The following is a 22,278-nucleotide window of genomic DNA, read 5'->3' as shown; positions in this document are numbered from 1 at the left end:
TTTTTACCCCACATTTTCCCCTATCTTCGCGCCATATTAAAATGCTAAAGGTTACTATGAAAAAGACGATGCTGCTTGCATTATTTATGGCCACAACGGTTAGTTTTGCACAAAACCCAAGTCAGGAACAGGCCGAAGACTACATGCACAAAATGGAAGCCTGGCATGACATGGATGTTACCGTTACTGATAGCCTTTATAAACTATTGGACGGACATGCTAAAAGGGATATTATTGTAAAGGGTAAAGACATTTATAAAATAATGTTTATAAAGGAAGTGCCCCAGTACAGCGCGTCTTACATTTACCTTGACGGTACTAAATTATCGTTGTCTAAAATAAATTCCATCCGCAAAAAAATACTGTCTAAGCATAAATCGGGGACGCCGTTTTCTGCCTTAATTGCCGAGTACAATATGGATAAAAACCCCAAAGCCGACAACCTGGTTTTTACCACCGGCGTTATGGTTCCCGAATTTGAAAAGGCTGTTAAAGAGCATACTCCCGGCGAACTTTATATGGTAGATGTTCCTGCCGCTAAATGGTATTATGTGGCAAAAACAAATGCGGCTGTACCATCTGTAAAGACGTTCCACATCAGGCATTCAAGATATCCTTATTAGGCAGTAATTGCCATCCCGCAATTTCTGTTATCTTTGCCTATGCTTTTTTCAGAAATTTTAGGCCAGGACCATATTAAAAGCCATTTGGCCACGAGCGCAGACAGTGGGCGCATACCTCATGCACAGTTATTTATAGGGCCCGAAGGGTGTGGTACCCTGCCCCTTGCCATTGCTTATGCGCAGTATATTTTGTGTGCCAATACCGGCACAGAGAATACCGGCGGTAACGATACCTGCAACCTGAAATTCCGCAACCTGTCGCACCCTGATTTGCACTTTGTGTTTCCGGTAGCGTCTAACAGCGAGGTTAAAAGCCATCCCGTGAGTGCCAATTTTTTAAAGCACTGGCGCGAGTTTGTTGCCGAAACGCCCTACGGAAGCCTGTTTGACTGGTATAAGAAAATTGATATTGCCAACAAGCAGGGTCAGATAGGTGTAGACGAGGCTACCGAAATTGTAAAGGCACTTTCGCTAAAAGCCTATGAAGGTGGGTACAAGGTGATGATCATCTGGATGGCCGACAAGATGAATACCGCCACCGCTAATAAACTATTAAAGCTTTTAGAGGAGCCGCCGCAAAAAACGGTGTTCCTGCTGATTGCAGAAAGTGAGGATGATATTTTACAGACTATACTTAGCCGTTGCCAAATTCTGCATTTTAATGCCCTGCCCGAAAAAGTTATTGCCGATGCTCTTGTATCGCGCAACAATATGGTAGACAAAGCCGCACTAAAAGTAGCAAATCAGGCGCAGGGAAATTATAATAAAGCCTTACATTTATTGCACAAAACTAATGATGAACTCCCTTTTGAAGAGTGGTTTGTAATGTGGGTTCGCGCCGCCTTCCGCGCTAAGGGCAATGCCGCCGCCATACACGACCTTATTGCCTGGAGCGAACAGATTGCCGGTATAGGCCGTGAGGCACAAAAGCAGTTCCTTAATTTTTGCATTGATATGTTTCGCCAGGCACTGCTTATAAATTATAATGCTAAAGAGCTGGTGTACATGGAACCTACGGTAGATAAATTTAAGCTCGAAAATTTTGCGCCTTTTGTAAACGGCAGCAACATTCATGATATTTTTAAAGAACTTAGCGATGCCCTGTATCACATAGAGCGCAACGGTAATGCCAAGATTATTTTAACCGACCTCTCAATAAAGCTCACACGTTTAATACATAAAAAATAAAGACTATGATTTCTAACCTGCAGCCCGTTATAATAATTACGCTATTGTTTTTTGCCATTACTTTTATACAATCCGGCTACGATAAAATTATGGACTGGAAGGGCAACGTAGGTTGGCTTACCGGCCACTTTGCCAATACGCCTATAAAAAACATGGTTCCGCAATCGCTGGTTATAATCCTTGTGCTCGAGGTACTTGCCGGGGCATTATCTGTAGTGGGTGCCATAGAGATCTTTATTAACGATGGACGTGATTTTGCATTTGTTGCTACCATACTTTCATGCATTACGCTACTGTTTTTACTGCTTGGCCAGCGCCTTGCTAAAGATTATGATGGCGCCAGGACAATTGTAATTTATTTTGTGCCGGCTATCTTGTTGCTGAGCTGGTTGTAAAACTAAAATCAATTTATCGCAAACTGAATTGTTCCCACTCGCGTAAATATTTGCGTAGAATTGATTCTTTATCTTTATTTTCAAATCCATCTATAATCCTTTTGGTCACTTTAAAATATTCGTCTAAAGCTACCTTGCATGCGTTTATCCAAAGTTGGGTTTGTATGGTTATTTCATCAAAATAAAAATTATTCCTAGATACAAATTCGGAGTTGTTTTTATACGATAATTTTATGCTGCCGTTTTCGAGATTTAAAAATATCAATAAATCTTTACTTGTGTTCTTTAATCTGGCTTCATTTAAATTTTCATGCGCTATATCTCCTTTATAGATTCCTGCAACTGACAATGTATCTAATAAAAATCTTACACAATCTAAAACATCGTAATAATCAAAACTTTGAAAAAATATGAAATGATCATTACAAATTAACTCCATACCCCCGGGTAAGAAGAAGTATTCTTGCACGTCAAGATATTCGTGATCCAGTACCCCACGACATAATGCTAAATCTTCAAATCTCCAGGACTGAATTACATCTCTATAAACTAAATTTATTGCAAAATTTTCCATATTTAAATTTATGCTTTAATGGGTGTTACCTACTCCAGCCCCGCCTTAAATATCCTCAGTTCACCCCAGGTAAAGGCATCGCCATATTTATCTTTAAGCCCTTTTAGCGATTCGCCATCAAAATCTTTAAAAGCTTCTTTTAGTGCCACGATCTTTTCTTCGGGCAACACATCGCTCACTTCTGCCTTGCCCGATTGTATAAGACCCGCAAAATGGCTCAAAATGGTTGTCTCTGTTAGTTTTCTACGTTCTGCGATTTCCTTTATTGATAGTTTTTGCTGCCAAAGCTCAAAGGTTTCCTCAAGTGTAGTCTTTTTAGGTTCGCCCGTAGCCTTCTTTTTAACCGGGTAACGCTCATATTCCTCCTCCTCTTCTTCAATAATGGTTACCGGGTTAAGCTTCATGATGGCTTTAATGGCTTCTATCTTATCAGCTTTATAGCTTTGCATTTGCGGTGTTATCAGGCTGTCGCGACTAATCTCCCCCCCTGCCATTACCACTTCCACTATTTTTTTAGCTTTAAGCAATCGAAGTATCGCTCCGGTTTGCAGCTCTTCAAGCGCGGCAAGCTCGTCAAAAAAGGCACGGGCGCGTTTAAGCCTTTTAACTTCTTCAATCTTATTGTAAAGCCCTGTCGCCATGCTGTCCATCGCCGGATAAAAATAATTTACCGCAGCCGTAACACGTTCATTTACAAAATCTAAATTAACGGGATGCTGGCTAAACAGCTTATCTAACTGGTTTATAAATTTACCCGATGCATCGAGCTGTTTATGAATGGTATCTTCCTGGCGGTGCGCCCACTCCCTAAACCGATGTTTTAAAGCTTTTTCCCCCTCCTGCAGGTAGCTCATTTTATGACGCTGCCATTCGGCTGCCAACTGTCCCCAGGTAAAACTTTCCTTAAGGAAGTTACACACAAAATTAAGTGTTTCACGTTGAAGGGAGGTTTCCATTTCATCATCGCCTGCCTTGCCGCTGGCATAATCCATAACATCGGCATCATTGCTAATGCCATTCATACGCATTGGAGAAAGCAAAACAAGACCCTGTAACGAGCGTAAACGCGATAAAGCAACATAGGCCTGCCCCGGCATGAAAACCTGCGATACATCGAGCATGGCTTTGTCAAACGTTAATCCCTGGCTCTTATGAACCGTAATTGCCCAGGCAAGCTTAAGCGGATAATGCACAAACGTACCTAAAACCTCTTCTTTAATTTCCTTAGTAAGTTCATCTACAAGATATTTTACATTTTTCCATTCGTACTTTGTAGCTTCGATAGTTACGTTCTCTTCCGGGAAATGCACCATTATCTCCCCATCCGAAAGCGATTTTACAATTCCGATCTTGCCATTAAAATAATTTTTTTCCGGCGAGAGGTCATTTTTAATGAACATAACCTGTGCCCCTGCTTTAAGTTTAAGCATTTGCTCTACAGGGTACATTTTTTCGGGGAAATCATCTACAATATCAGGCAGGTAGCTGTATTCTTTCCCGCTAAGTTCCTGGAGCGAATTAGCGTTTAATGCATCGGCCTTAGCGTTATGTGTGGTAAGGGTAATATAGCCCGGGTTTTGCTTAAGGTCGAATGCCGGATTTACAAATTCATTAAGTATTTTAAGGTCATCATTGGTTATAATATTGTTCCTTAGATTATTAAGCACATTTATAAACTTCGAATCTGTCTGGCGGTATATTTTGTCAAGCTCTATATACACCGGCGGATTTTCCTGTACCACATGCGAATGAAAGAAAAATTTGCCCCTGTAATACTGCCTTAAAACATCCCATTCCTCATTACGTACCACAGGCGGTAACTGTAAAAGGTCGCCAATATACAGTACCTGCACCCCACCAAAAGGTTCGTTCCTGCGGCGAACGCTGCGCAGCATATAATCTATAGCGTCAAGAAGATCTGCACGTAGCATACTTACCTCGTCTATAACCAGCAATTCCATATTCATCACAACAGATTTCTTTTCGGCGCGCATATTAAAGTGGCGGCGAAGGCTGTCTTTGGTTTCAAACTTCACATAATCAGATATATGCGGGGGTTGAGCATGTGTAGGCAAAAAACCTCCAAACGGCAGTTGAAACATGGAGTGAATGGTTACGCCACCGGCATTTAGCGCAGCAATACCTGTAGGCGCCACAACTACTACATTTTTATGTGTGGTTTTTATAATTTCCTTAAGCAATGTAGTCTTACCTGTACCGGCTTTACCAGTTAGGAATACCGACCTGTTTGTCTGGTTTATGAACTTAAGTGCATACGTTGCTGCTGCTGTAACTTCTTCCATTTGGGCGCATAATTGATGTGTGAAAAATAATATATTTTTCGAAAATAAATCGTATTCTGATTAAAAAAAATGCTTCCGTTTTATGGGAAGCATTTGGTAATATAAGCTTGAGAAAATTATTTTTTCTCTTCAGATGCTGTATCTTTTGCAGGCTCTTCTTTAGTTGCAGATCCTTTAAATTTATCATTAAGCTCTTTTAGTATATCTTTAGTAACATCATAGCTGTCTTTAGCATAAAGTATGCTTGCAGCATCGCCAGTACCATAAATATAATCGTAACCTTTTTTCTTGCCGTATTCTTTAATGGTTTTTTTAATCTGGCTTACAAGTGTGTCTCTTTTTACACCAAATTCTTCCTGTAGCTGCCTGCCCATAGCTTCTTGCTTGGCACCTAATTGCTGTTCTCTTTTTTGTAATTCCTGAGCTTTGAGTTGTGCCCATTGTGGCCCTTTAGAATTAGCTTCGCTCTGAGCACTTGCGTAGTCAAGTTTAAGTTGTTGCACTTCGCTGTCCAGCTCCCTGCCCATTTCTTCAGTCTTAACTTTACGTTTATCGTCAAGGTCTTTTATTTCATCCGATTTTTCCATTAGCTTTTGAGTGTCTACATAAGCTGTTTTGAATCCTGATGCTGCCGGTGCAGAACTGTTGTTACATGAGAAAAGTGCAAATGCCAACCCAAGTACTACTAATGATTTTTTCATTCCTGATTTTAGATTTAAAATTTTTGTAAATGTAATAATTCCTTTTAACCTACCAAAACTGTGTTTTTATTTAGTTTTAGGCACTATAGTTTTTATTTATGAATACCAATCAAGCTATAAGACTTACCTTTAAAAATCGGCTTTAAATAAAGCGATTTAAGACACTTTTAAAGATCAACCAACAAAAGCCTTATTAAACCCCCAATAACATCAACAAATAGACTGAAATTAATTTTTAAGATTTTTTAGCACATAAATATGCGATGAATACTCCATATTTCGCTTTGCTTTCATATTACTTTTTAATCCTGTTAAAAACCCACCAACAAAATTCATTTTTCCGGTTTTATATTTCTCCGATAGCAGGCTAACGTAAAAACTGTCAAATTTCATGGGTAACACTTTTACAAGATCCATATCCTGCTGTGCAAAAAGTTTTTTTATTGCTGTTTTAGAGAAATGCCATAAATGCCTTGGCACATCATAAGCTGCCCAAAAGCTACCATAGTATTGCGCATCATAACTTTTATAATTAGGAACAGCAACAATAAGAACACCATCCGGTTTTAAAATTCTTTTAAGTTCAATAATTTGCTGCTGCACATCCGGCACATGCTCTAATACATGCCACATAGTTATTACGTCCTGGCTATGGTTTGCAATTGAACTTAAACTTTCTGCAAAATTTATTCCTTTTGAAATAGAAATTGTTTTTGCTTTATCGCTTGGCTCAAGACCAGTTATATTCCATCCACTTTTTTTAGCTTCAACTAAAAAGTCTCCTGTTCCTGCACCTATATCCAGCAAGTTCCCTTTTCCCGATTTATAATTTCCGATTAGCTTAATTTTATCCCTTAACGCTTTTTGTTTTACTGCATGATATAGCTTCTCAAACAGGGTGCGTTTACCATCCGTATGGGAAATATAATCTTCGCTTTCGTAATATCTTCCTAAATTTTCGGGAGATGGCTGTGGGTGCGTTTTTAAAAGCTGTAGTTCTTCATCCAGCAAAAGCTGAAATGTTTCGCCCGAAACAGAATAGTCTTTAACAGTAATAAACGTAGTTGGGTTTTTGAAATCCATTATAAATTGTAAAATTCGTCTTTTAAACTTTTTAAATATCTTATTGCTACCTGTTGATAAAGCGACCCATCTGTCAGGCAATCTTCATTACTATTATTAACTATAGATAAAGCTATAAACTTTTGATTAGAGCCTTTAATATTATCTTCAGTTTCGGCCATGGTAACCATAAATTGAGAAACTTTAAAATATTTTTCAATCTCGGCATTTTCATACAAAAATACTTTAAACTTATGGTCTTCTACCGTTACCTCATAACTCACATCATTATAACTGCCCACCCCATATTTATCTGCCAGAAATTGCTGAAAAGCAATCTTACGCAGATTGTTCTCAAACATAAAAGCCGTTAAGCCCTCTTTATGACCCAATATCTGCTTGCCATTGGCTAACAATGTATAATCCTGAATTTCTAAAGTGCCTTGTGGTTTTACACACGATGTTGTAAAAGCAGCCACCATTATAAACACCAAAAACCCTTTACTAAAAAGGGTTTTTAAATTAAGTTCCACGTGAAACATTCTCATCGTCCCATGTGTATTAAAAGTACTGATACATCGCTTGGAGATACCCCACTAATGCGCGAAGCCTGCGATATAGTTACCGGACGGATTTTTTTCATTTTTTCACGAGCCTCATACGATAGTGATTTTATTTTATCGTAATCGTAGTTTTCTGGTATTTTCACATCTTCAAGCCTGTTAAGCTTATCGGCATTATTTTTTTCTTTCTCAATATATCCCGAATATTTCACCTGAATTTCTGCCTGCTCTATCACTTCCCTGTCAAGATTATGTTCAGCAATATATTCTTTTACCTTTTCAAATTTAACGATGTCTTCAAGGTTTATTTGTGGGCGCGAAAATACCTTAAACATTTTATCAGGCTGAGTTATCAGGCTCGATTCTTTAGCTTCAAGTATTGGGTTAGCCTCGGCAACGGTAACACTTGTTTCTTTAAAGAAATTTACAAATGCATCGCTTTGGTCACGCTTCTTTTCCATCCTTCTAAGACGATCCTCTTTAGCCAAACCAATTTCATAAGACATTGGCGTAAGCCTGAAATCGGCATTATCCTGGCGCAGCAAAGTACGGTATTCTGCACGCGAAGTAAACATACGGTAAGGCTCTTCTGTACCCTTAGTAATAAGATCATCAATAAGCACACCTATATACGCCTCGTTACGCTTTAAAATAAACGGATCTTTACCCTGTACTTTTAAGCTGGCATTAATACCGGCCATAAGACCCTGTGATGCTGCTTCTTCATAGCCGGTAGTACCATTTATTTGCCCGGCAAAATACAATCCTTCTACAAGTTTTGTTTCAAGAGAATGTTTAAGCTGCGTAGGCGGAAAATAATCATACTCTATAGCATACCCGGGACGAAAGAATTTTACATTCTCAAACCCTTCAACACTACGTAATGCTTTAAACTGGATATCCTCAGGTAAAGAGGTTGAGAAACCATTTACATAAACCTCTACAGTATCCCAACCCTCCGGCTCAACAAAAAGCTGGTGCCTGTCTTTATCTGCAAAACGGTTTATCTTATCTTCTATAGACGGACAGTAACGCGGACCAAGGCTTTTGATACGTCCATTGAACATAGGCGAACGATCAAAACCTTCCTTCAAAATATCATGTACCGCCTGAGACGTATACGTCATATAACAAGACCGCTGTGTAACGAGCGGCTGTGTAATATCCATATAAGAGAACTTATCCGGATTAACATCACCGGGCTGTTCTATCATTTTAGAATAATCAAGAGAACGCCCATCAACACGTGGTGGCGTACCTGTTTTCATACGTCCCGATGTAAATCCTGCACGTACCAAATCTTCAGTGATTCCGTAAGCAGCACTCTCTCCTGCCCTGCCGCCGCCAAATTGTTTTTCGCCAATATGGATCAATCCATTCAGGAATGTACCATTGGTAAGCACGACCGATTTACCCTTTATTTCGATTCCAAGCGAGGTACGAATACCCACTATCTTGTTGTCTTCAATTAAAATTCCTGACACCATTTCCTGATAAAAATCAAGATTTGGAGTACGCTCCAGCATAAGCCTCCACTCCTCTGCAAACCTCATACGGTCGCTTTGTACACGCGGGCTCCACATAGCAGGGCCTTTGCTCTTGTTAAGCATCCTGAACTGGATAGCTGTTTTGTCGCTCACAATACCCGAATACCCCCCAAGGGCATCAATTTCGCGAACAATTTGCCCTTTTGCAATACCACCCATTGCTGGGTTGCACGACATTTGGGCAATGTTTTGCAGGCTCATGGTAACCAACAGGGTTTTAGAACCCATGTTAGCTGCCGCTGCGGCAGCTTCGCTACCGGCGTGCCCTGCACCCACCACTATTACATCATATAAATCAAACATTGTATTTCCCTCTCATTGTTCCACGTGGAACTTTTATTAAATTTTATATACTAACAAGATGTTTCACGTGGAACATCGTTTTGAAATTATAAATCACCACCTGTTTCACGTGGAACAAAGTAATGATATAAGTAAAGATTCTTATTGTTTCACGTGGAACATAGCAATCTTTTCCTCTTCTTTACTTCGCATTAATTTTTCATGATCATCCCCTTTATCTTTATAGCCACAGTAATGTAATACCCCGTGAGCCATAACACGTAACAATTCTTCAGCAAAAGGCACGTTAAAATCTACAGCATTATCCTTCACCCGTTCTATAGATATAAAAATATCGCCACTAATTTCATTACCTATGGTATAGTCAAAACTAATAATATCTGTAAGTGTGTCGTGGTCTAAATGCTGCTGGTTAATTTCTAAAAGGTATTCGTCATCACAAAAAATATAGCTTATCTCCCCTTCTTTCTTTCCTTCAGATGCTATTACCTCAGATATCCATTCAGCATACTTCGCTTCGTTCGACAGTTCAAAATCTGTCTCGTAATTAAAATCAATCATTTTTCTTAAAATAAATTTGCACCTTTTGGTTAAAATTTGGGCGCAAAGGTAGTGTTTGTCTGTTTAAAATCTCTACGCTGTTTAAATATTCTTTAAGAGCGTCAGGCAGTTGGTTATCCGTGTTGTTGAAATCTTTTTTATTGGTCTGGCTTTGCCTTTTATTTTCTTCACCCTGTTGCTGCATGGCTTTATCAAGCTTTAGCAGTTCCTGTTTCAGATTTTGCATCTTCTGCATTGTCTCGTTACGGAAGCCTTTATTAAGCAGCTGCTTTTCTATCTCTTTCATTTGTCTTGCCGCTGCCTGACCGTTACCGCCCATGCCATGCTTGTCCAGCATTTGCTGTAACTGCTCGCGTAGTTGTTGCTGCTCTTTGTAAATTTCGAGAAGTTCGCCGGCATTACCCTCACCATCCTGGCCGCCTTCGCCCTCACCTTCACCCGATTTTCCACCCTTTTCTTTACCTCCGGGTTTCTTGCCCTTACCGTCTTTACCTTCGCCATCACCCTCACTCTTTCCATCTTTACCCTCGCCCGGCTTCTCTCCCTTCTTCATGCCTTCCTGCATTTTCTTTGCAAGCCCTTCCTGTTTCTTTATAATATCTGATAGCTGAATATCATCTCCACTACTCTTTCCCTTTCCTTTACCCTTGCCCGATCCTGAAGCACTCATTTGCATTTGCATATTGTTAAGCACATCACTTAAAAAATCGGCAAGTTTGTTAGATGCTGTTATGGCATATTGTTGGTTACTTATACCACGGGGCACAACATTATCGGCAAGGTCGGCCAGTGCTTTATCTACATAATAATGTACATTGCCTACCTCTTTAGTAATTTGTTCTGTAATTTTCGGGTTACGTAACGACATGGCAAAAAGGCTGTCATCTACGTGGTTAAACTGTAACTTTAAATCCTGTTGCTTTTTAAGATATTTAGCAAAATTAGCGGTGCGTGTAGACGACCCCTTAAACTGCCCCATAACTGCTTCCTGAGAAAATGAATATGCCAAAAGGTTATCCAGTATCTGACGAAGCATTTTTACATCTTCTTCCAACTGCTCACTTTCGCCACCTTCCATCTCCATTTGCATCTGCTGGCCCATCTGCTTCATCTTATCCGCCGCCGATTTCTGTTTGGGCTTGGCTTTGCTTTGCTTGTCTTTTTCAGCGCCGGGTTTCTTTAATTCCTCCTCAGCCTTAGTCATATCCTCGTCAATGCTTTTTTCCTTTTTCTCATCAACAGGAATATCCATTGGCTTTTTAAGATCTTTATTTTGTTTATCAAGCTCACGCATTTCTTCCTGTAGCTTGTCAAATTCCTTATTAATGGCATCCTGCTTTTGTGCATCGTTATCTTTACTCTCGGCAAGCTGGTCTTGTTTTTCGGCAAGTTTCTCAAGTTTCTCCGCAACCTGTTCGGCTTTCTTTTCTACATAAAAACGCTTGGTAAGTTCTACCAGCTGCTCAAGGTTTTTAGTCTGGTTTTTACTTTGCTGTTTAAATTCGTCTACCTTATCAAACAGTTCTTCCTCTTTAAGTTTATTGGTAAGCTCTTTTAACTGTTCTAAAAGTTTCTGATTCTTCTCGGCTTCTTTTTCATTTTTCTCAAGGCGTTTCATTAATTCTTCCTTAAGCTCATCTTTCTGTTCAGGATTAAACTGCTCCAGGTTATCCTGTAGTTTTTTAGAATATTCTTTCATCATCTCGTCCTGCTGGTTTTGGCGGTTAATGAAATCCTGAATTTTCTTCTGGTCTTTAAAATCAAGGTTAGTTTTTTCCTTACCCATTTTTTGCAGCTTATCCAGTTCGCTGGTTTGCTTCTCCTGATTTTTAATAGATTTCTCTAAACTGTTTATATTGCTGTTCTGTTCCTGCAGTACATTATCCTGGCGCTCATCTGCAGTAAGTTCCTTGTGTGAGAACACCGATGACTTAGTGCTTTTGTAATTGTGTACGGCGTCATTATCAAACACCTCAAAATAATATTCATAATTTACGCCCTCCTTAACGGCAAGACCATCGGGGAATGAATAATAAAACCTGTCGTATGCTTCACGTTTTACCGGCAATGTTCCACGCTTGGCAGCTGAGGGGTTATCCTGCGGATAGTACACAACCTGTAGCTTTGTCAAACCATAATCGTCGGATAGTTGTCCTAAAATAATATCTTTTTTAAGCTTTAAACTATCAGGAGCATTCTCTAACGTAATGGTTGGGTACTGGTCTTTGATAGTATTTATCTGATACTGCAGTTTTTCATGATTTTTTACCTTAGCATTAGACGTAAGGATTTGGTAATCTGTGTTTTGAAGTATATTTTTAGATAAACTAAAGCTGTTTTCTGTATTATTGAATGGTGTAAGGGTTCCGTTACTGCTAAACTCTATAGTTTTTGTAGCAAGGGCATTTACTTTCCAGGTAACTTTAGTCCCTTCTGGTACTACAGCATTACCACTACCCTGCACAACCTCTGCCTTACGGCCAAGGTATGACGGGAACTGCAACACCATTTCAAAATTTGCGATAGTGGGCACTGCAACCACATCCAGCTCGTAGGGCTGAGATGTTACGTTATTAGCCTTTAGCTGAAAGCTGATATCTTTAGCTGGCTTTTCAAATTTGTACTGAAAGATTCCCGGCTTTACATTTTCTAAATAATAATTCTCGTCGCCTATGGTTATCATGGCATTTTCAGGAATAACACTACCGCGGGTTTTAACCTCAAGAACAAAATCAGTATCCTGCTGCGCCATAAGCGAATTATTTACAATAACAAACTCAAACGGAGCCGGTGGTGCAAAGTGGGTATCATAGTGCACTACCCTGTCGAAACTTTTAGTAAGCACGGCAGAGTTCCCGCTTATCAGGAAAAATAAAATAAGCAATAACGGCACAGCAGCGTAGGGAACAAATTTTAAATTCTTTTTAAAATTAACGGCATTGGTAAACGGTACCGGTTGCAGGCTGTTTGCCTTTTGGTCTATAGATGCGGCTAAAAGTTCTGACTGTTGCGATTCTCCGGCGAGCTGCAAAAAGTTAGTAAGCTTATCGCTTACCTCGCTAAAGTGATTCCCTATAATTGCCGATGCCTGTTTATAATCGATCCCTTTTTGAAGTTTGAATAATTTAAACACCGGGAATAGTATAAACCTGAACAGTAAAAAAACCTCTACGGCTACAAATACCCAGAACAAAGTTATACGGCCACCTGTAGGCAGCCACAAAAAATATTCTACAAGCAGTGTGGCAATAAAATACAACAGGCCAAGCCCCACAAAAAAGAGGCTGCCACGAATAAGTTCGTTAGTGTAATACTTTTTTATAAAGCTTTCCAGCTTGGCGTATATAATGTTCTTTGCTTCCAATATGTGTATAAAATAACAAGAATTGTTAATAACCGATAAAATTACAAATTCTATTGATAAGATAAACGGAAATAATCGTGCCACATTATAAAAACTGTTGATTGTTTGCGGTTTGTTGTTGATAGTTTACATATTTTAAAATTTGTTATTTATAAATTGTTATTTGGAATTTACTCTTATTGTATCTTTGCAGCCAAAATTTATCAACAATGTCTAAGCCAGTTCGTGTGCGTTTTGCACCCAGCCCTACAGGCCCTTTACACATAGGAGGTGTAAGGACAGCCCTGTTTAACTATTTATTTGCCAAAAAACATGGCGGTACTTTTTACCTGCGTATTGAAGATACCGACCAAAACCGCTACGTTGAAGGTGCAGAAGAATATATAATAGAAGCGCTTAACTGGTGCGGGATACCGTTTGATGAAGGCGTGGGCAAGAACGAAAAGTTTGGCCCTTACCGCCAGAGCGAGCGTAAGGAAATTTATGTAGAATATGCACAACAGCTTATTAACAATGGCTGGGCCTATTATGCTTTTGACACTGCCGAAGCTCTTGACGAACTAAGAAAGACCGAAGAAGCAGCCGGAAAAACATTTATATACAACCATGCCAATCGTGGAACATTAGATAATTCGCTTAACATTTCGGCAGATGAAGCTGCTAAGAGAATTGCCGGTGGCGAGGATTATGTTATCCGCTTTAAAACTCCGGTTGATGAGACATTGCACCTTAAAGATATTATACGTGGGGATATTAAGTTTGAAACGAATCTTTTAGATGATAAGGTATTGTTTAAAAGCGATGGTATGCCTACTTACCACCTTGCTAATATAGTAGATGATCATTTAATGGAAACCAGCCATGTTATTCGTGGCGAAGAGTGGTTGCCCTCTATGCCATTGCACGTTTTATTGTACAGGGCTTTTGAATGGGAAGCACCTGAGTTTGCCCACCTGCCGCTTATACTAAAACCTGTGGGTAATGGTAAACTTTCTAAACGTGATGGCGATAAACTGGGCTTCCCGGTTTTCCCGTTACAATGGACAAACCCTGACGGGACAGTATCTGCCGGTTACCGCGAAAAAGGCTTTTTACCGGAAGCGGTTGTTAACTTCCTGGCCTTATTAGGTTGGAACCCTGGTACCGACCAGGAGTTGTTTACCCTGGAAGAGTTAGTGCTGTTATTCGACTTAGAACGTGTACACAAGGCAGGCGCTAAGTTTGACCCTGAAAAGAACAAATGGTTTAACCACCAGTATTTTGGCCGTCAGGACAATGCCTTATTGGCGAGGGAGCTATCTCATATACTAATTTCAAAAGGGATTAACTGGCCTATAGAAGATGTAGCCGAAGTTGTAAGGTTAGTTAAGGAGCGTGCTACATTTGCAAGCGAACTATGGGATTTAAGCGATTACTTTTTTGTTGCACCGGCAGAGTATGATGAGAAAGCCCTTAAAAACTGGAAACCGGAAACTAATGAAATATTGAAGGAACTGGCCGTTGTTTTAGAAAACACCTTAGACTTCTCCCCTGCCCATACAGAAACTGTTGTAAAGGCCTGGATTGAAGAAAAGGGCATTGGCATGGGTAAAGTAATGCAGCCGCTTAGAATAAGCCTTGTAGGCTCTTTAAAAGGGCCTCATTTATTTGATATTATGGCGCTGATAGGTAAAGAAGAAACCGTAAGCCGTATAAATAAAGCAGCTGATACGCTGTAAAACAAAAAAAGCCTCAGAGAAATCAGAGGCTTTTTTATTAAAAGTTGTTACCAAAATAATAAGTGAGTGTAAAAGCGCTATAATTATCTTTCCCCGTAAAGTTTATTTGAGACGATACCGCAGGAAAATTTCGATAGGTATCTGTCATACCCTTATAGTATCGCAATCCGGCTTCGGTATTTCGGTAGCGCACCGTTACACCCACAGCGGCAAAAACATTAAAAGATACTTTACTATTATTTTCATCTATTTTCATGTACTCTGTATCTATGCCGTAAGGGTCTATTAAAAAAGCAGTTCCGTCATCCTTTACCGGCTGAAAATTTGTAATAAAAGCAAATGATGGCCCTGCTCCAATACCTATTGCAAGGTCTTCATCCAGAAAATGAAGTATATCATAATCATATAGAAATGTCACGTTAACCCTTTCGGTTTTAAATTTCTTCCACTCAGGTTCTGCAAGTGCTTCCTTTCTTCCTAAGAGATCTACATTAAACTGACTATAAGTAACATCGGCAATAATTTCAGAGTATTCACTTATATCAATTGTAGATACTGCACCCACGCTAAAACCTGTACCCGACCTTGATGAAAGGAAATCAGCGTTCATGTAATACTGGTTAACACCTGCGGTTAGTCCAAAACGTTCGTCATATTGAGAGTGGGCAGCTAAGCCAAAAAAAAGAAAAACAACAAGAAAGGACTTTTTCATTTATTTAAACTATTTTCGCAAATATCAATATTTTTAGTTAATTTTTAACATATATGAAAAGAATATTATTATCGTTTATCGTAATAGGCTTACTTACAGGGTGTCAGGTAGAAAATATAAATTATTCGGTGCCTGTAATGGCAACGTACGAACCTCAAAATGTGCTTACAACATCGGCTTCGTTAGGTGGGATAACACTATCTGAAGGTGGAAAAGAAATTACAGAGTACGGTATTGTATATGGTACCAACCCGGAACCTACTACTAATGATACTAAAAAAGCAGAAGGCAGCCGCCTGGGAGACTTTTATTATAACTATGAAATCTTTAACCCGGCTACAACTTACTATTACCGTTCTTATGGTACAAATGCTACCGGTACAGGCTATGGCGAAACATATACTTTTACAACAAGCGAAGAAGCACCGTGCAACCCCACACAGGATAACAGGGTAAACCTGGGCACTTATTTTAATTACCTTAATATAACTTATGTAGATCTTAATGACTACGGTGGTTTTGTAGACGGTAACGTAATATTTGTAGCCGGGTCCGGCAATAGTATAATCACCATAAATGCAGGTTTTAATGAGGTTAACGGCAGGCTGCCGCTAACGGGAACCTATACCACTGTTTACGGTTTTGAAACTAATGAAACACAATCTGAAGGAAAAATTCACCTTGGTATATCTAATTATAATGGTGGCGACATTGGCGGTGATTTCGCCCCACCCGGATTAAAAGTATACGTACAAAATAACAATGGTGTTATAAGCTTAATATTTTGCGATTTAGTTATAAGCCAGTATTATAAATTAAACGGCAAGTTTACATACAGGCCATAAAACATTGCGGTTCATTTAATAACCTCCTGTAACATGGAGGTTTTTTTATGCTTTAAAAATAAATTGTATCTTACCGTCAAATCAACAAATCAATTATTATGGAAAACATTATTTGGTACATCTTATTAATTATAGGGGTATTTATCTTTCTTTCATCATTCTTTACCGTTAAGCAGCAAACATCGGTTATTATAGAGCGTTTTGGTAAATACCACAGTATTCGCCAGGCAGGGCTTCAGCTTAAAATACCGGTAATAGATAAAATAGCCGGAAGGATAAACCTTAAAATACAACAGCTTGATGTTATTATAGAAACCAAGACTAAAGAAAATGTATTTGTAAAAATGAAGGTATCGGTACAGTTTAAGGTAATACAAACTAATGTATATGATGCGTTTTATAAACTGGAATATCCGCACGACCAGATAACAAGTTATGTATTTGATGTGGTTCGTGCCGAAGTACCTAAGCTTAAGCTGGATGATGTTTTTGAGCGTAAAGATGATATTGCTATTGCAGTAAAGCGCGAACTTAACGAAGCCATGACCACGTATGGTTATGACATTATTAATACGCTGATAACTGATATTGACCCGGACCCACAGGTTAAAAATGCCATGAACCGTATTAATGCTGCCGACAGGGAAAAATCGGCTGCAGAATATGAGGCCGAAGCGCAGCGTATACGTATTGTTGCTAAAGCAAAAGCTGAAGCAGAAAGCAAGCGTTTACAAGGACAGGGTATTGCCGATCAGCGTCGTGAAATTGCACGTGGCCTTGTTGAAAGTGTAGATATACTTAATAAAGTAGGTATTAACAGCCAGGAAGCATCGGCGCTTATTGTGGTAACACAGCATTATGATACTTTACAGGCTATCGGGGCAGATGCTAACTCTAACCTTATCCTGCTGCCTAACTCACCACAGGCAGGAAGCGATATGCTTAATAATATGATAGCTTCTTTCGCTGCATCTAACCAGGTAGGGGAATCGATGAAAAGAGCCGTTAAAAGGGCTCCCAAGGAGGATTTTAGCAAACCAACGCACAGGCTTATAGAACCACACCAGGATGAAGATGATACACCTCCTGAAAATAAAGTTTAAAAACAAGCAGAGGCTTCCGGTAACGGGAGCCTTTTGTTTTAAGGTATTTACTATTCGTTGTAATACTCAATAATTCTTTCCGCTGTTACGGTAGGCTCATCCTTATCGCCCATTAAATACATCCGGCATTTAATCCAGTTGTTATGGCGATCATAATCATAATCATAATATCGGTCAACAGGTTCAAGCCCGATTTTTTTCCTCGGGGGTGTCGTGTCACCCACCACTACAAAATGCATGTGTGTTATATCGCCATACTCATTGTAATCGGCTATCATATTTCGTGAGGGGTAGCTCGAAAACATGGGCTCATTTATAAATCTTTTTAATTTAGTAATATAATTTTTAGATGGGTGGTATATATATTCTTCAGATGCTATTAGTGTCTTACAACTGGTTAGTTTTACCTTTATTACGCGGTCCATATTATCGTATTCATAACTTAAATTTGAATCATTACAAAAATTTATTTCGGTCTCCAAAATTGAAAGAGACCCTACTCTTTTGCCAACAGCGCCCGGAAATATCTGTTGCTTAATAAGATTTCCTCTTGTATCATAATAATAGATTTGCATAATATCTAAATCAGATTCTTTAGGCCGGTCAACTAATTTATTGTTATAAAGGCTGGCGTAATATCGCCTCTCTTCCTTTATTTTGCCATCTTCAAATGTATAGTCAAAAAAAGTTTGATTCAATTCAGGAGCAGAATAACTTTTTAATTTAAAATACTCATGGTGGTATAACTTAACCAGATTATCAATATATGCAGGGTAAACCTGTTTTTTATTGATAACATATTTGGATTTCAATTCTATATCTTTTACATCATAAAAAAATTTATGCACCGAATCACTAATGATCGGTTGATTAATCGAATCTTTTAAGAACATCATTTGTGAAAGGATGTTGCCTTTTTTATCAAATTCATAATAAAAATTGTTACGTACATCGTTGCTGTAATAAATCCTGGATTTGTCAGTTGGGTTAAGACCTTCTTTATATTTTGTGTAAAAAAACCGTACCGACTTCACAGAATCTTTTAGGTTAAGCCCCCATGATCTGCTTTCTTTATCAATATGTAATCCGGAATAACTTTTTTGCTGTCCGTTACAAGTTATTACTGCAAAAAACATTATCAATACATATGGTAGCAATATTTTTTGTGAACTGTTCATAATTTATAAAATGTATAATAGAGTTATTTAAACCATGATGTAACAGCTTTAATTTGAATAAAGCATCAGACGGTTGGGTTAAATATTCCAAAAGTACAAAAATCTACCCTACATATTTAACACAACTGACATTAAACCTTTTGTAATCAGGAGAGTCCTATACAAAACTTAAAACAATACGTTATGAATAAAAAGTGGTTAATGGTAATTATGCTGGTAAGTATGTTTACAACAGTACAGTCTTTTGCACAGGAAAAAGTTAAAAGGGAAAAGCCGGATGGCGAAAAAATGTTTGCTGCCCTTGATACGGATGCCGATGGCAAAATAAGTGAGGCAGAAGCAGATAAAGCACAACGCGGTAAGCTAAAAGAAAACTTTGCCGAGATTGATACAAACAAAGATAAGTTTATTGATAAAGAAGAACTTAAAGCTTACAGGGAAAAGAGAAAAGCTGAAAGAAAAGATAAACAGAACTAAAAATAAAAAGTAAAGGCTGCCAATTGGCAGCCTTTACTTGTATATAGAAAACTTAGAAAAATTTTTTTAAAAGAAAGGTAATAACCGCACTTTTTATAGGACCTTTAAAAGCACCTAACACACCAAGTATCTTTTTAGGGGTCTCCCCTATTAAGTTACCCGGCTGCAGGCTTTCCTTAGTTTCGTCGAGACCTTTTACAAACTTTGCGTAGGCAAGGTCTTTCTCTATTTTAAGAATTTCAAGGTCTTTGTTTATCTCAGCAAACGTGCGATATACTTTTACATTTGTATGCATGGCTATTAGTATTTCTTTAAAAATATTCGGGAAAACTGCGATAACATAGGTCCTTCAACAATTTTATCCTGAACTTTATATACCACAATGGCAAGAACAAGGTAAATAAAGCCCACGGCTAAAAAGCCGTAAGCAAAATTATTAAACCAATAGCCTAATGCCAATGCCAGGGCAATGGAGAAAAACAGCGTAACGATCATGAGCATGGTGGCAAGCAAAAAAAGCTTGAGCATCATTCCCGTAGATTTCATTGCGATCTTAAAACCCCAAAGCTTATAGTATTCTAAATTAGCTTCTATAAGTTTTTTGGCCTCGTTTTTAAGGTCTTCTGCGTTTTCTTTTACTTCTTCAAATGCCATAGCAGGGATTTTGTTTTATTATGCTTCAGCAGTATCTTTTGCTGTTTGCTGTGCGCCACCTTTAAGGGCTTCAAGTTTTTTCTCTAAAGTAGATATAATATCATCTGCCTTATCTGTAACGTTAGATACTAAATGATCTAAGCCAGCTTCGATATCATGCTTTGTACCGCCAAATTTACCTTTTACAGTTTCGGTAAGTTCAGCTATTTTATCTTTAAGTTCATCTGCCTTACCTGCTGCAGTATCTTTAATTTTTTTTCTTGTTTTTGCACCTTCGTCCGGGGCAAACAAAATTCCTACTGCTGCTCCTATTGCAGCACCTGCAAGTACCGCTACTAATGTTCCTGTTTTACCAGCCATAATAATAATATTTAAAAATTAATATTTGTTTTTTTTGATTATTATAAAGGTAAGCCTTTTTAACATTTGTAGGATGTTAAGGTGTAGTTAATTCAAAGCCAAAGTATGTGAAAGTTGAAATAAGCTTATTTTATGAGGTTTTACAGCTATAGATAAGCATTAGGTATTCTTACAAAAGATAATTTACGAGAGCGCATCCTGTAAAGCCACCTTTGATAATATCTGTTTATATAAATTATCGTTTTAATAGAGCGTGTATATAATAAAAAAACTCCCTATAAACAGGGAGTTTCTATAAACATACTCTATAATGAGTTATTCTTTGCTTTCTACTTTTGCCCAGGTATCACGAAGGCCTACTGTTTTGTTAAAAACAATTTGCTCAGCATTGGTATCTTTATCTACACAAAAATATCCGAGGCGCTGAAATTGTACACGCTCACCCGCTTCGGCACTTTTAAGGCTTGGCTCAAGATAACCGGTAATAACCTGTAACGAGTCAGGGTTAATGTATTCTTTAAAGTCTACATCCTTATCTCCATCAGGATTTTCGTGTGTAAACAGCCTGTCGTATATCCTTACCTCTGCTTTAATAGCATGCGGTACAGATACCCAGTGAATGGTACCTTTTATTTTACGAAGGCTTGCTTCGGTGCCGCTGCCGCTTTTACTATCAGTATCATACGTAGCATGGATTTCTGTAATGGTACCATCGGCATCTTTTACAACAGATTCTCCTTTAATAATATACGCATTTTTAAGGCGAACTTCTTTACCTAAAGTAAGGCGGAAATACTTGTTATTTGCATTCTCCATAAAGTCCTCACGCTCTATGTATAATTCACGGCTAAATGGTACTTCACGGCTTCCTGCCAATTCATCTTCAGGATTGTTCTCTGCCTCAAGCCATTCTTCTTTACCTTCAGGATAGTTGGTAATAACAAGCTTAACAGGATCAAGGACTGCCATAACGCGTGGAGCCGTTTTATTAAGGTCTTCACGAACGCAGAACTCTAATAACGAAACATCTATAAGGTTTTGACGTTTTGCAATACCAATGGTATCGGCAAAATTACGTATTGCTGCCGCTGTATAACCTCGCCTGCGCATACCGCTCAGGGTACTCATACGCGGGTCATCCCATCCGGTAACATATTTTTCCTCTACAAGCTGTAGTAACTTGCGTTTACTTACAACAGTATGGCTAAGGTTACGGCGTGCAAATTCACGTTGTTTAGGGCGTGTTAAAGTATTATCATACACCTGGTCTAAAAACCAGTCATACAATTCTCTGTGCATGGCAAACTCTAACGTACATAGCGAGTGCGATACAGCCTCTATGTAATCGCTTTCGCCATGTGCCCAGTCATACATAGGGTATATAGACCAGGTTGTACCGGTACGATGGTGGCTTTTTTGTAATATGCGGTACATAATAGGGTCGCGCATAAGCATGTTAGGCGATGCCATATCTATCTTTGCCCTAAGCACATAGGTGCCTTCTGCAAATTCTCCCTGTTTCATTTTTTCAAACAACTCAAGGTTTTCTTCCACAGATCGGTCACGGTGCGGGCTGTTAGTACCCGGCTGGCTTGGCGTACCTTTTTGCTTAGCCATATCATCGCTGCTCTGGCTGTCTACATAGGCTACACCTTTTTTAATAAACTGAACGGCCCAGTCATACAATTCCTGAAAATAATCTGATGCATAACGCTCTTCAGCCCAGGTATATCCCAGCCATTCTACGTCTTTTTTTATGGCATCTACAAATTCCTGCTCTTCTTTTGCAGGGTTGGTATCGTCAAATCGTAAGTTTACAGGAGCATTGTAACGCAGGCCTAAACCAAAGTTAAGGCAAATAGAACTTGCGTGGCCTATGTGCAGGTAACCGTTAGGTTCCGGCGGGAAACGAAAGCGTAATTTGTCTTTTGGGAAGCCATTGGCCAGGTCTTCTTCTATAATTTGCTCTATAAAATTCAGTGATCGCTCTTCGGTTAACATAGCTTGTTTAAATAAGACTGCAAAGGTAATTAAATAGTTTTAAAGT

At 38.8% G+C, this 22,278-nt stretch carries 21 protein-coding genes; 7 read left to right on the top strand and 14 right to left on the bottom strand.

The features are described 5' to 3' along the window. Positions 1 to 56: 56 nt before the first annotated feature. Genes F565_RS22525 through F565_RS0119090 form a run of 3 tightly spaced genes read left to right on the top strand, consistent with a single transcriptional unit; the run spans position 57 to position 2,206 of the window. Positions 57 to 623 carry a peptidylprolyl isomerase gene (locus tag F565_RS22525; RefSeq protein ID WP_154652676.1) on the top strand — a complete coding sequence of 189 codons (567 nt, stop codon included), beginning with the start codon at positions 57 to 59 and terminating at the stop codon, positions 621 to 623. Between the two features lie 39 nt (positions 624 to 662). Beyond that, entirely contained in the window at positions 663 to 1,811 is a 1,149-nt protein-coding gene (locus F565_RS0119095) for a DNA polymerase III subunit (RefSeq protein ID WP_020214851.1), read from the top strand. A gap of 5 nt (positions 1,812 to 1,816) precedes the next feature. Beyond that, on the top strand, positions 1,817 to 2,206 hold the full coding sequence (locus F565_RS0119090) for a hypothetical protein (protein ID WP_020214850.1): 390 nt from the start codon (positions 1,817 to 1,819) through the stop codon (positions 2,204 to 2,206). A gap of 13 nt (positions 2,207 to 2,219) precedes the next feature. On the opposite strand, the gene F565_RS0119085 is transcribed toward F565_RS0119090, so the two are convergent. The 8 genes from F565_RS0119085 to F565_RS0119050 all read right to left on the bottom strand — a co-directional run bounded on the left by F565_RS0119085 (position 2,220) and on the right by F565_RS0119050 (position 13,184). Next, positions 2,220 to 2,780 carry a hypothetical protein gene (locus F565_RS0119085; protein WP_020214849.1) on the bottom strand — a complete coding sequence of 187 codons (561 nt, stop codon included), beginning with the start codon at positions 2,778 to 2,780 and terminating at the stop codon, positions 2,220 to 2,222. A 29-nt stretch (positions 2,781 to 2,809) separates the two neighbouring features. Further along, positions 2,810 to 5,083, bottom strand: coding sequence for a helix-turn-helix domain-containing protein (locus F565_RS0119080; protein WP_020214848.1), 2,274 nt, complete (start codon positions 5,081 to 5,083; stop codon positions 2,810 to 2,812). A gap of 116 nt (positions 5,084 to 5,199) precedes the next feature. Next, positions 5,200 to 5,784, bottom strand: a complete 585-nt coding sequence (locus F565_RS0119075) for an OmpH/Skp family outer membrane protein (RefSeq protein ID WP_020214847.1) — start codon at positions 5,782 to 5,784, stop codon at positions 5,200 to 5,202. Positions 5,785 to 6,012: 228 nt separating this feature from the next. After that, positions 6,013 to 6,867, bottom strand: a complete 855-nt coding sequence (locus tag F565_RS0119070) for a class I SAM-dependent methyltransferase (RefSeq protein WP_020214846.1) — start codon at positions 6,865 to 6,867, stop codon at positions 6,013 to 6,015. Beyond that, a complete protein-coding gene (locus tag F565_RS0119065; protein WP_154652675.1) occupies positions 6,867 to 7,394 on the bottom strand; it encodes a hypothetical protein in 528 nt (175 codons plus the stop codon). Before F565_RS0119065 ends, F565_RS0119070 begins: the two co-directional genes overlap by 1 nt. Then, entirely contained in the window at positions 7,391 to 9,259 is a 1,869-nt protein-coding gene (gene mnmG, locus F565_RS0119060; RefSeq protein ID WP_020214844.1) for a tRNA uridine-5-carboxymethylaminomethyl(34) synthesis enzyme MnmG, read from the bottom strand. Before mnmG ends, F565_RS0119065 begins: the two co-directional genes overlap by 4 nt. A gap of 141 nt (positions 9,260 to 9,400) precedes the next feature. Further along, positions 9,401 to 9,820 carry an rRNA maturation RNase YbeY gene (ybeY, locus tag F565_RS0119055; RefSeq protein WP_020214843.1) on the bottom strand — a complete coding sequence of 140 codons (420 nt, stop codon included), beginning with the start codon at positions 9,818 to 9,820 and terminating at the stop codon, positions 9,401 to 9,403. Beyond that, positions 9,813 to 13,184, bottom strand: a complete 3,372-nt coding sequence (locus tag F565_RS0119050) for a DUF4175 family protein (RefSeq protein ID WP_026300180.1) — start codon at positions 13,182 to 13,184, stop codon at positions 9,813 to 9,815. Before F565_RS0119050 ends, ybeY begins: the two co-directional genes overlap by 8 nt. 209 nt (positions 13,185 to 13,393) lie before the next feature. Between F565_RS0119050 and gltX the strand changes: the two genes are divergently transcribed. Further along, positions 13,394 to 14,902 (top strand): glutamate--tRNA ligase, encoded by a 1,509-nt coding sequence (gene gltX, locus F565_RS0119045; protein WP_020214841.1) that lies wholly within the window; start codon positions 13,394 to 13,396, stop codon positions 14,900 to 14,902. Between the two features lie 37 nt (positions 14,903 to 14,939). On the opposite strand, the gene F565_RS0119040 is transcribed toward gltX, so the two are convergent. Then, positions 14,940 to 15,614 (bottom strand): outer membrane beta-barrel protein, encoded by a 675-nt coding sequence (locus tag F565_RS0119040; RefSeq protein ID WP_020214840.1) that lies wholly within the window; start codon positions 15,612 to 15,614, stop codon positions 14,940 to 14,942. Between the two features lie 53 nt (positions 15,615 to 15,667). Between F565_RS0119040 and F565_RS0119035 the strand changes: the two genes are divergently transcribed. After that, complete coding sequence (locus tag F565_RS0119035; protein WP_020214839.1) at positions 15,668 to 16,459, top strand: fibronectin type III domain-containing protein; 792 nt, start codon at positions 15,668 to 15,670, stop codon at positions 16,457 to 16,459. A 98-nt stretch (positions 16,460 to 16,557) separates the two neighbouring features. Next, entirely contained in the window at positions 16,558 to 17,562 is a 1,005-nt protein-coding gene (locus tag F565_RS0119030; protein WP_020214838.1) for an SPFH domain-containing protein, read from the top strand. Between the two features lie 50 nt (positions 17,563 to 17,612). Here F565_RS0119030 and F565_RS0119025 read toward each other — a convergent pair whose 3' ends face one another. Beyond that, on the bottom strand, positions 17,613 to 18,698 hold the full coding sequence (locus F565_RS0119025) for a hypothetical protein (RefSeq protein ID WP_020214837.1): 1,086 nt from the start codon (positions 18,696 to 18,698) through the stop codon (positions 17,613 to 17,615). A 225-nt stretch (positions 18,699 to 18,923) separates the two neighbouring features. On the opposite strand from F565_RS0119025, the gene F565_RS0119020 reads away from it, so the two are divergent. After that, the gene (locus F565_RS0119020) at positions 18,924 to 19,217 is read left to right on the top strand and encodes an EF-hand domain-containing protein (RefSeq protein WP_020214836.1); all 294 of its coding nucleotides are present in this window, start codon (positions 18,924 to 18,926) and stop codon (positions 19,215 to 19,217) included. A gap of 52 nt (positions 19,218 to 19,269) precedes the next feature. Here the strand turns inward: F565_RS0119020 and F565_RS22020 are convergent, their stop codons facing one another. From F565_RS22020 to F565_RS0119000, 4 genes are all read right to left on the bottom strand, one after another. Further along, the gene (locus F565_RS22020) at positions 19,270 to 19,512 is read right to left on the bottom strand and encodes a DUF6327 family protein (protein ID WP_020214835.1); all 243 of its coding nucleotides are present in this window, start codon (positions 19,510 to 19,512) and stop codon (positions 19,270 to 19,272) included. 5 nt (positions 19,513 to 19,517) lie between these two features. Continuing rightward, positions 19,518 to 19,871 (bottom strand): hypothetical protein, encoded by a 354-nt coding sequence (locus tag F565_RS0119010; RefSeq protein WP_020214834.1) that lies wholly within the window; start codon positions 19,869 to 19,871, stop codon positions 19,518 to 19,520. An 18-nt stretch (positions 19,872 to 19,889) separates the two neighbouring features. Further along, positions 19,890 to 20,231, bottom strand: a complete 342-nt coding sequence (locus F565_RS0119005) for a YtxH domain-containing protein (protein WP_020214833.1) — start codon at positions 20,229 to 20,231, stop codon at positions 19,890 to 19,892. 315 nt (positions 20,232 to 20,546) lie between these two features. Continuing rightward, positions 20,547 to 22,232, bottom strand: coding sequence for a glutamine--tRNA ligase/YqeY domain fusion protein (locus F565_RS0119000; protein ID WP_020214832.1), 1,686 nt, complete (start codon positions 22,230 to 22,232; stop codon positions 20,547 to 20,549). Positions 22,233 to 22,278 lie beyond the last annotated feature (46 nt).

The sequence above is a fragment of the Flavobacterium rivuli WB 3.3-2 = DSM 21788 genome, from assembly GCF_000378485.1.
Classification (GTDB): Bacteria; Bacteroidota; Bacteroidia; order Flavobacteriales; family Flavobacteriaceae; genus Flavobacterium; species Flavobacterium rivuli.
Note: the sequence above shows the minus strand (reverse complement) of the source record. Positions and strands in the feature narration are given on the sequence as shown.

Bases quoted from the DNA above. Each gene is read 5' to 3' on its own strand.
- F565_RS22525 (WP_154652676.1), top strand. From the start codon at position 57: ATGAAAAAGACGATGCTGCTTGCATTATTTATGGCCACAACGGTTAGT.
- F565_RS0119095 (WP_020214851.1), top strand. From the start codon at position 663: ATGCTTTTTTCAGAAATTTTAGGCCAGGACCATATTAAAAGCCATTTG.
- F565_RS0119090 (WP_020214850.1), top strand. From the start codon at position 1,817: ATGATTTCTAACCTGCAGCCCGTTATAATAATTACGCTATTGTTTTTT.
- F565_RS0119085 (WP_020214849.1), bottom strand. From the start codon at position 2,780: ATGGAAAATTTTGCAATAAATTTAGTTTATAGAGATGTAATTCAGTCC.
- F565_RS0119080 (WP_020214848.1), bottom strand. From the start codon at position 5,083: ATGGAAGAAGTTACAGCAGCAGCAACGTATGCACTTAAGTTCATAAAC.
- F565_RS0119075 (WP_020214847.1), bottom strand. From the start codon at position 5,784: ATGAAAAAATCATTAGTAGTACTTGGGTTGGCATTTGCACTTTTCTCA.
- F565_RS0119070 (WP_020214846.1), bottom strand. From the start codon at position 6,867: ATGGATTTCAAAAACCCAACTACGTTTATTACTGTTAAAGACTATTCT.
- F565_RS0119065 (WP_154652675.1), bottom strand. From the start codon at position 7,394: ATGAGAATGTTTCACGTGGAACTTAATTTAAAAACCCTTTTTAGTAAA.
- mnmG (WP_020214844.1), bottom strand. From the start codon at position 9,259: ATGTTTGATTTATATGATGTAATAGTGGTGGGTGCAGGGCACGCCGGT.
- ybeY (WP_020214843.1), bottom strand. From the start codon at position 9,820: ATGATTGATTTTAATTACGAGACAGATTTTGAACTGTCGAACGAAGCG.
- gltX (WP_020214841.1), top strand. From the start codon at position 13,394: ATGTCTAAGCCAGTTCGTGTGCGTTTTGCACCCAGCCCTACAGGCCCT.
- F565_RS0119040 (WP_020214840.1), bottom strand. From the start codon at position 15,614: ATGAAAAAGTCCTTTCTTGTTGTTTTTCTTTTTTTTGGCTTAGCTGCC.
- F565_RS0119035 (WP_020214839.1), top strand. From the start codon at position 15,668: ATGAAAAGAATATTATTATCGTTTATCGTAATAGGCTTACTTACAGGG.
- F565_RS0119030 (WP_020214838.1), top strand. From the start codon at position 16,558: ATGGAAAACATTATTTGGTACATCTTATTAATTATAGGGGTATTTATC.
- F565_RS0119025 (WP_020214837.1), bottom strand. From the start codon at position 18,698: ATGTTTTTTGCAGTAATAACTTGTAACGGACAGCAAAAAAGTTATTCC.
- F565_RS0119020 (WP_020214836.1), top strand. From the start codon at position 18,924: ATGAATAAAAAGTGGTTAATGGTAATTATGCTGGTAAGTATGTTTACA.
- F565_RS22020 (WP_020214835.1), bottom strand. From the start codon at position 19,512: ATGCATACAAATGTAAAAGTATATCGCACGTTTGCTGAGATAAACAAA.
- F565_RS0119010 (WP_020214834.1), bottom strand. From the start codon at position 19,871: ATGGCATTTGAAGAAGTAAAAGAAAACGCAGAAGACCTTAAAAACGAG.
- F565_RS0119005 (WP_020214833.1), bottom strand. From the start codon at position 20,231: ATGGCTGGTAAAACAGGAACATTAGTAGCGGTACTTGCAGGTGCTGCA.
- F565_RS0119000 (WP_020214832.1), bottom strand. From the start codon at position 22,232: ATGTTAACCGAAGAGCGATCACTGAATTTTATAGAGCAAATTATAGAA.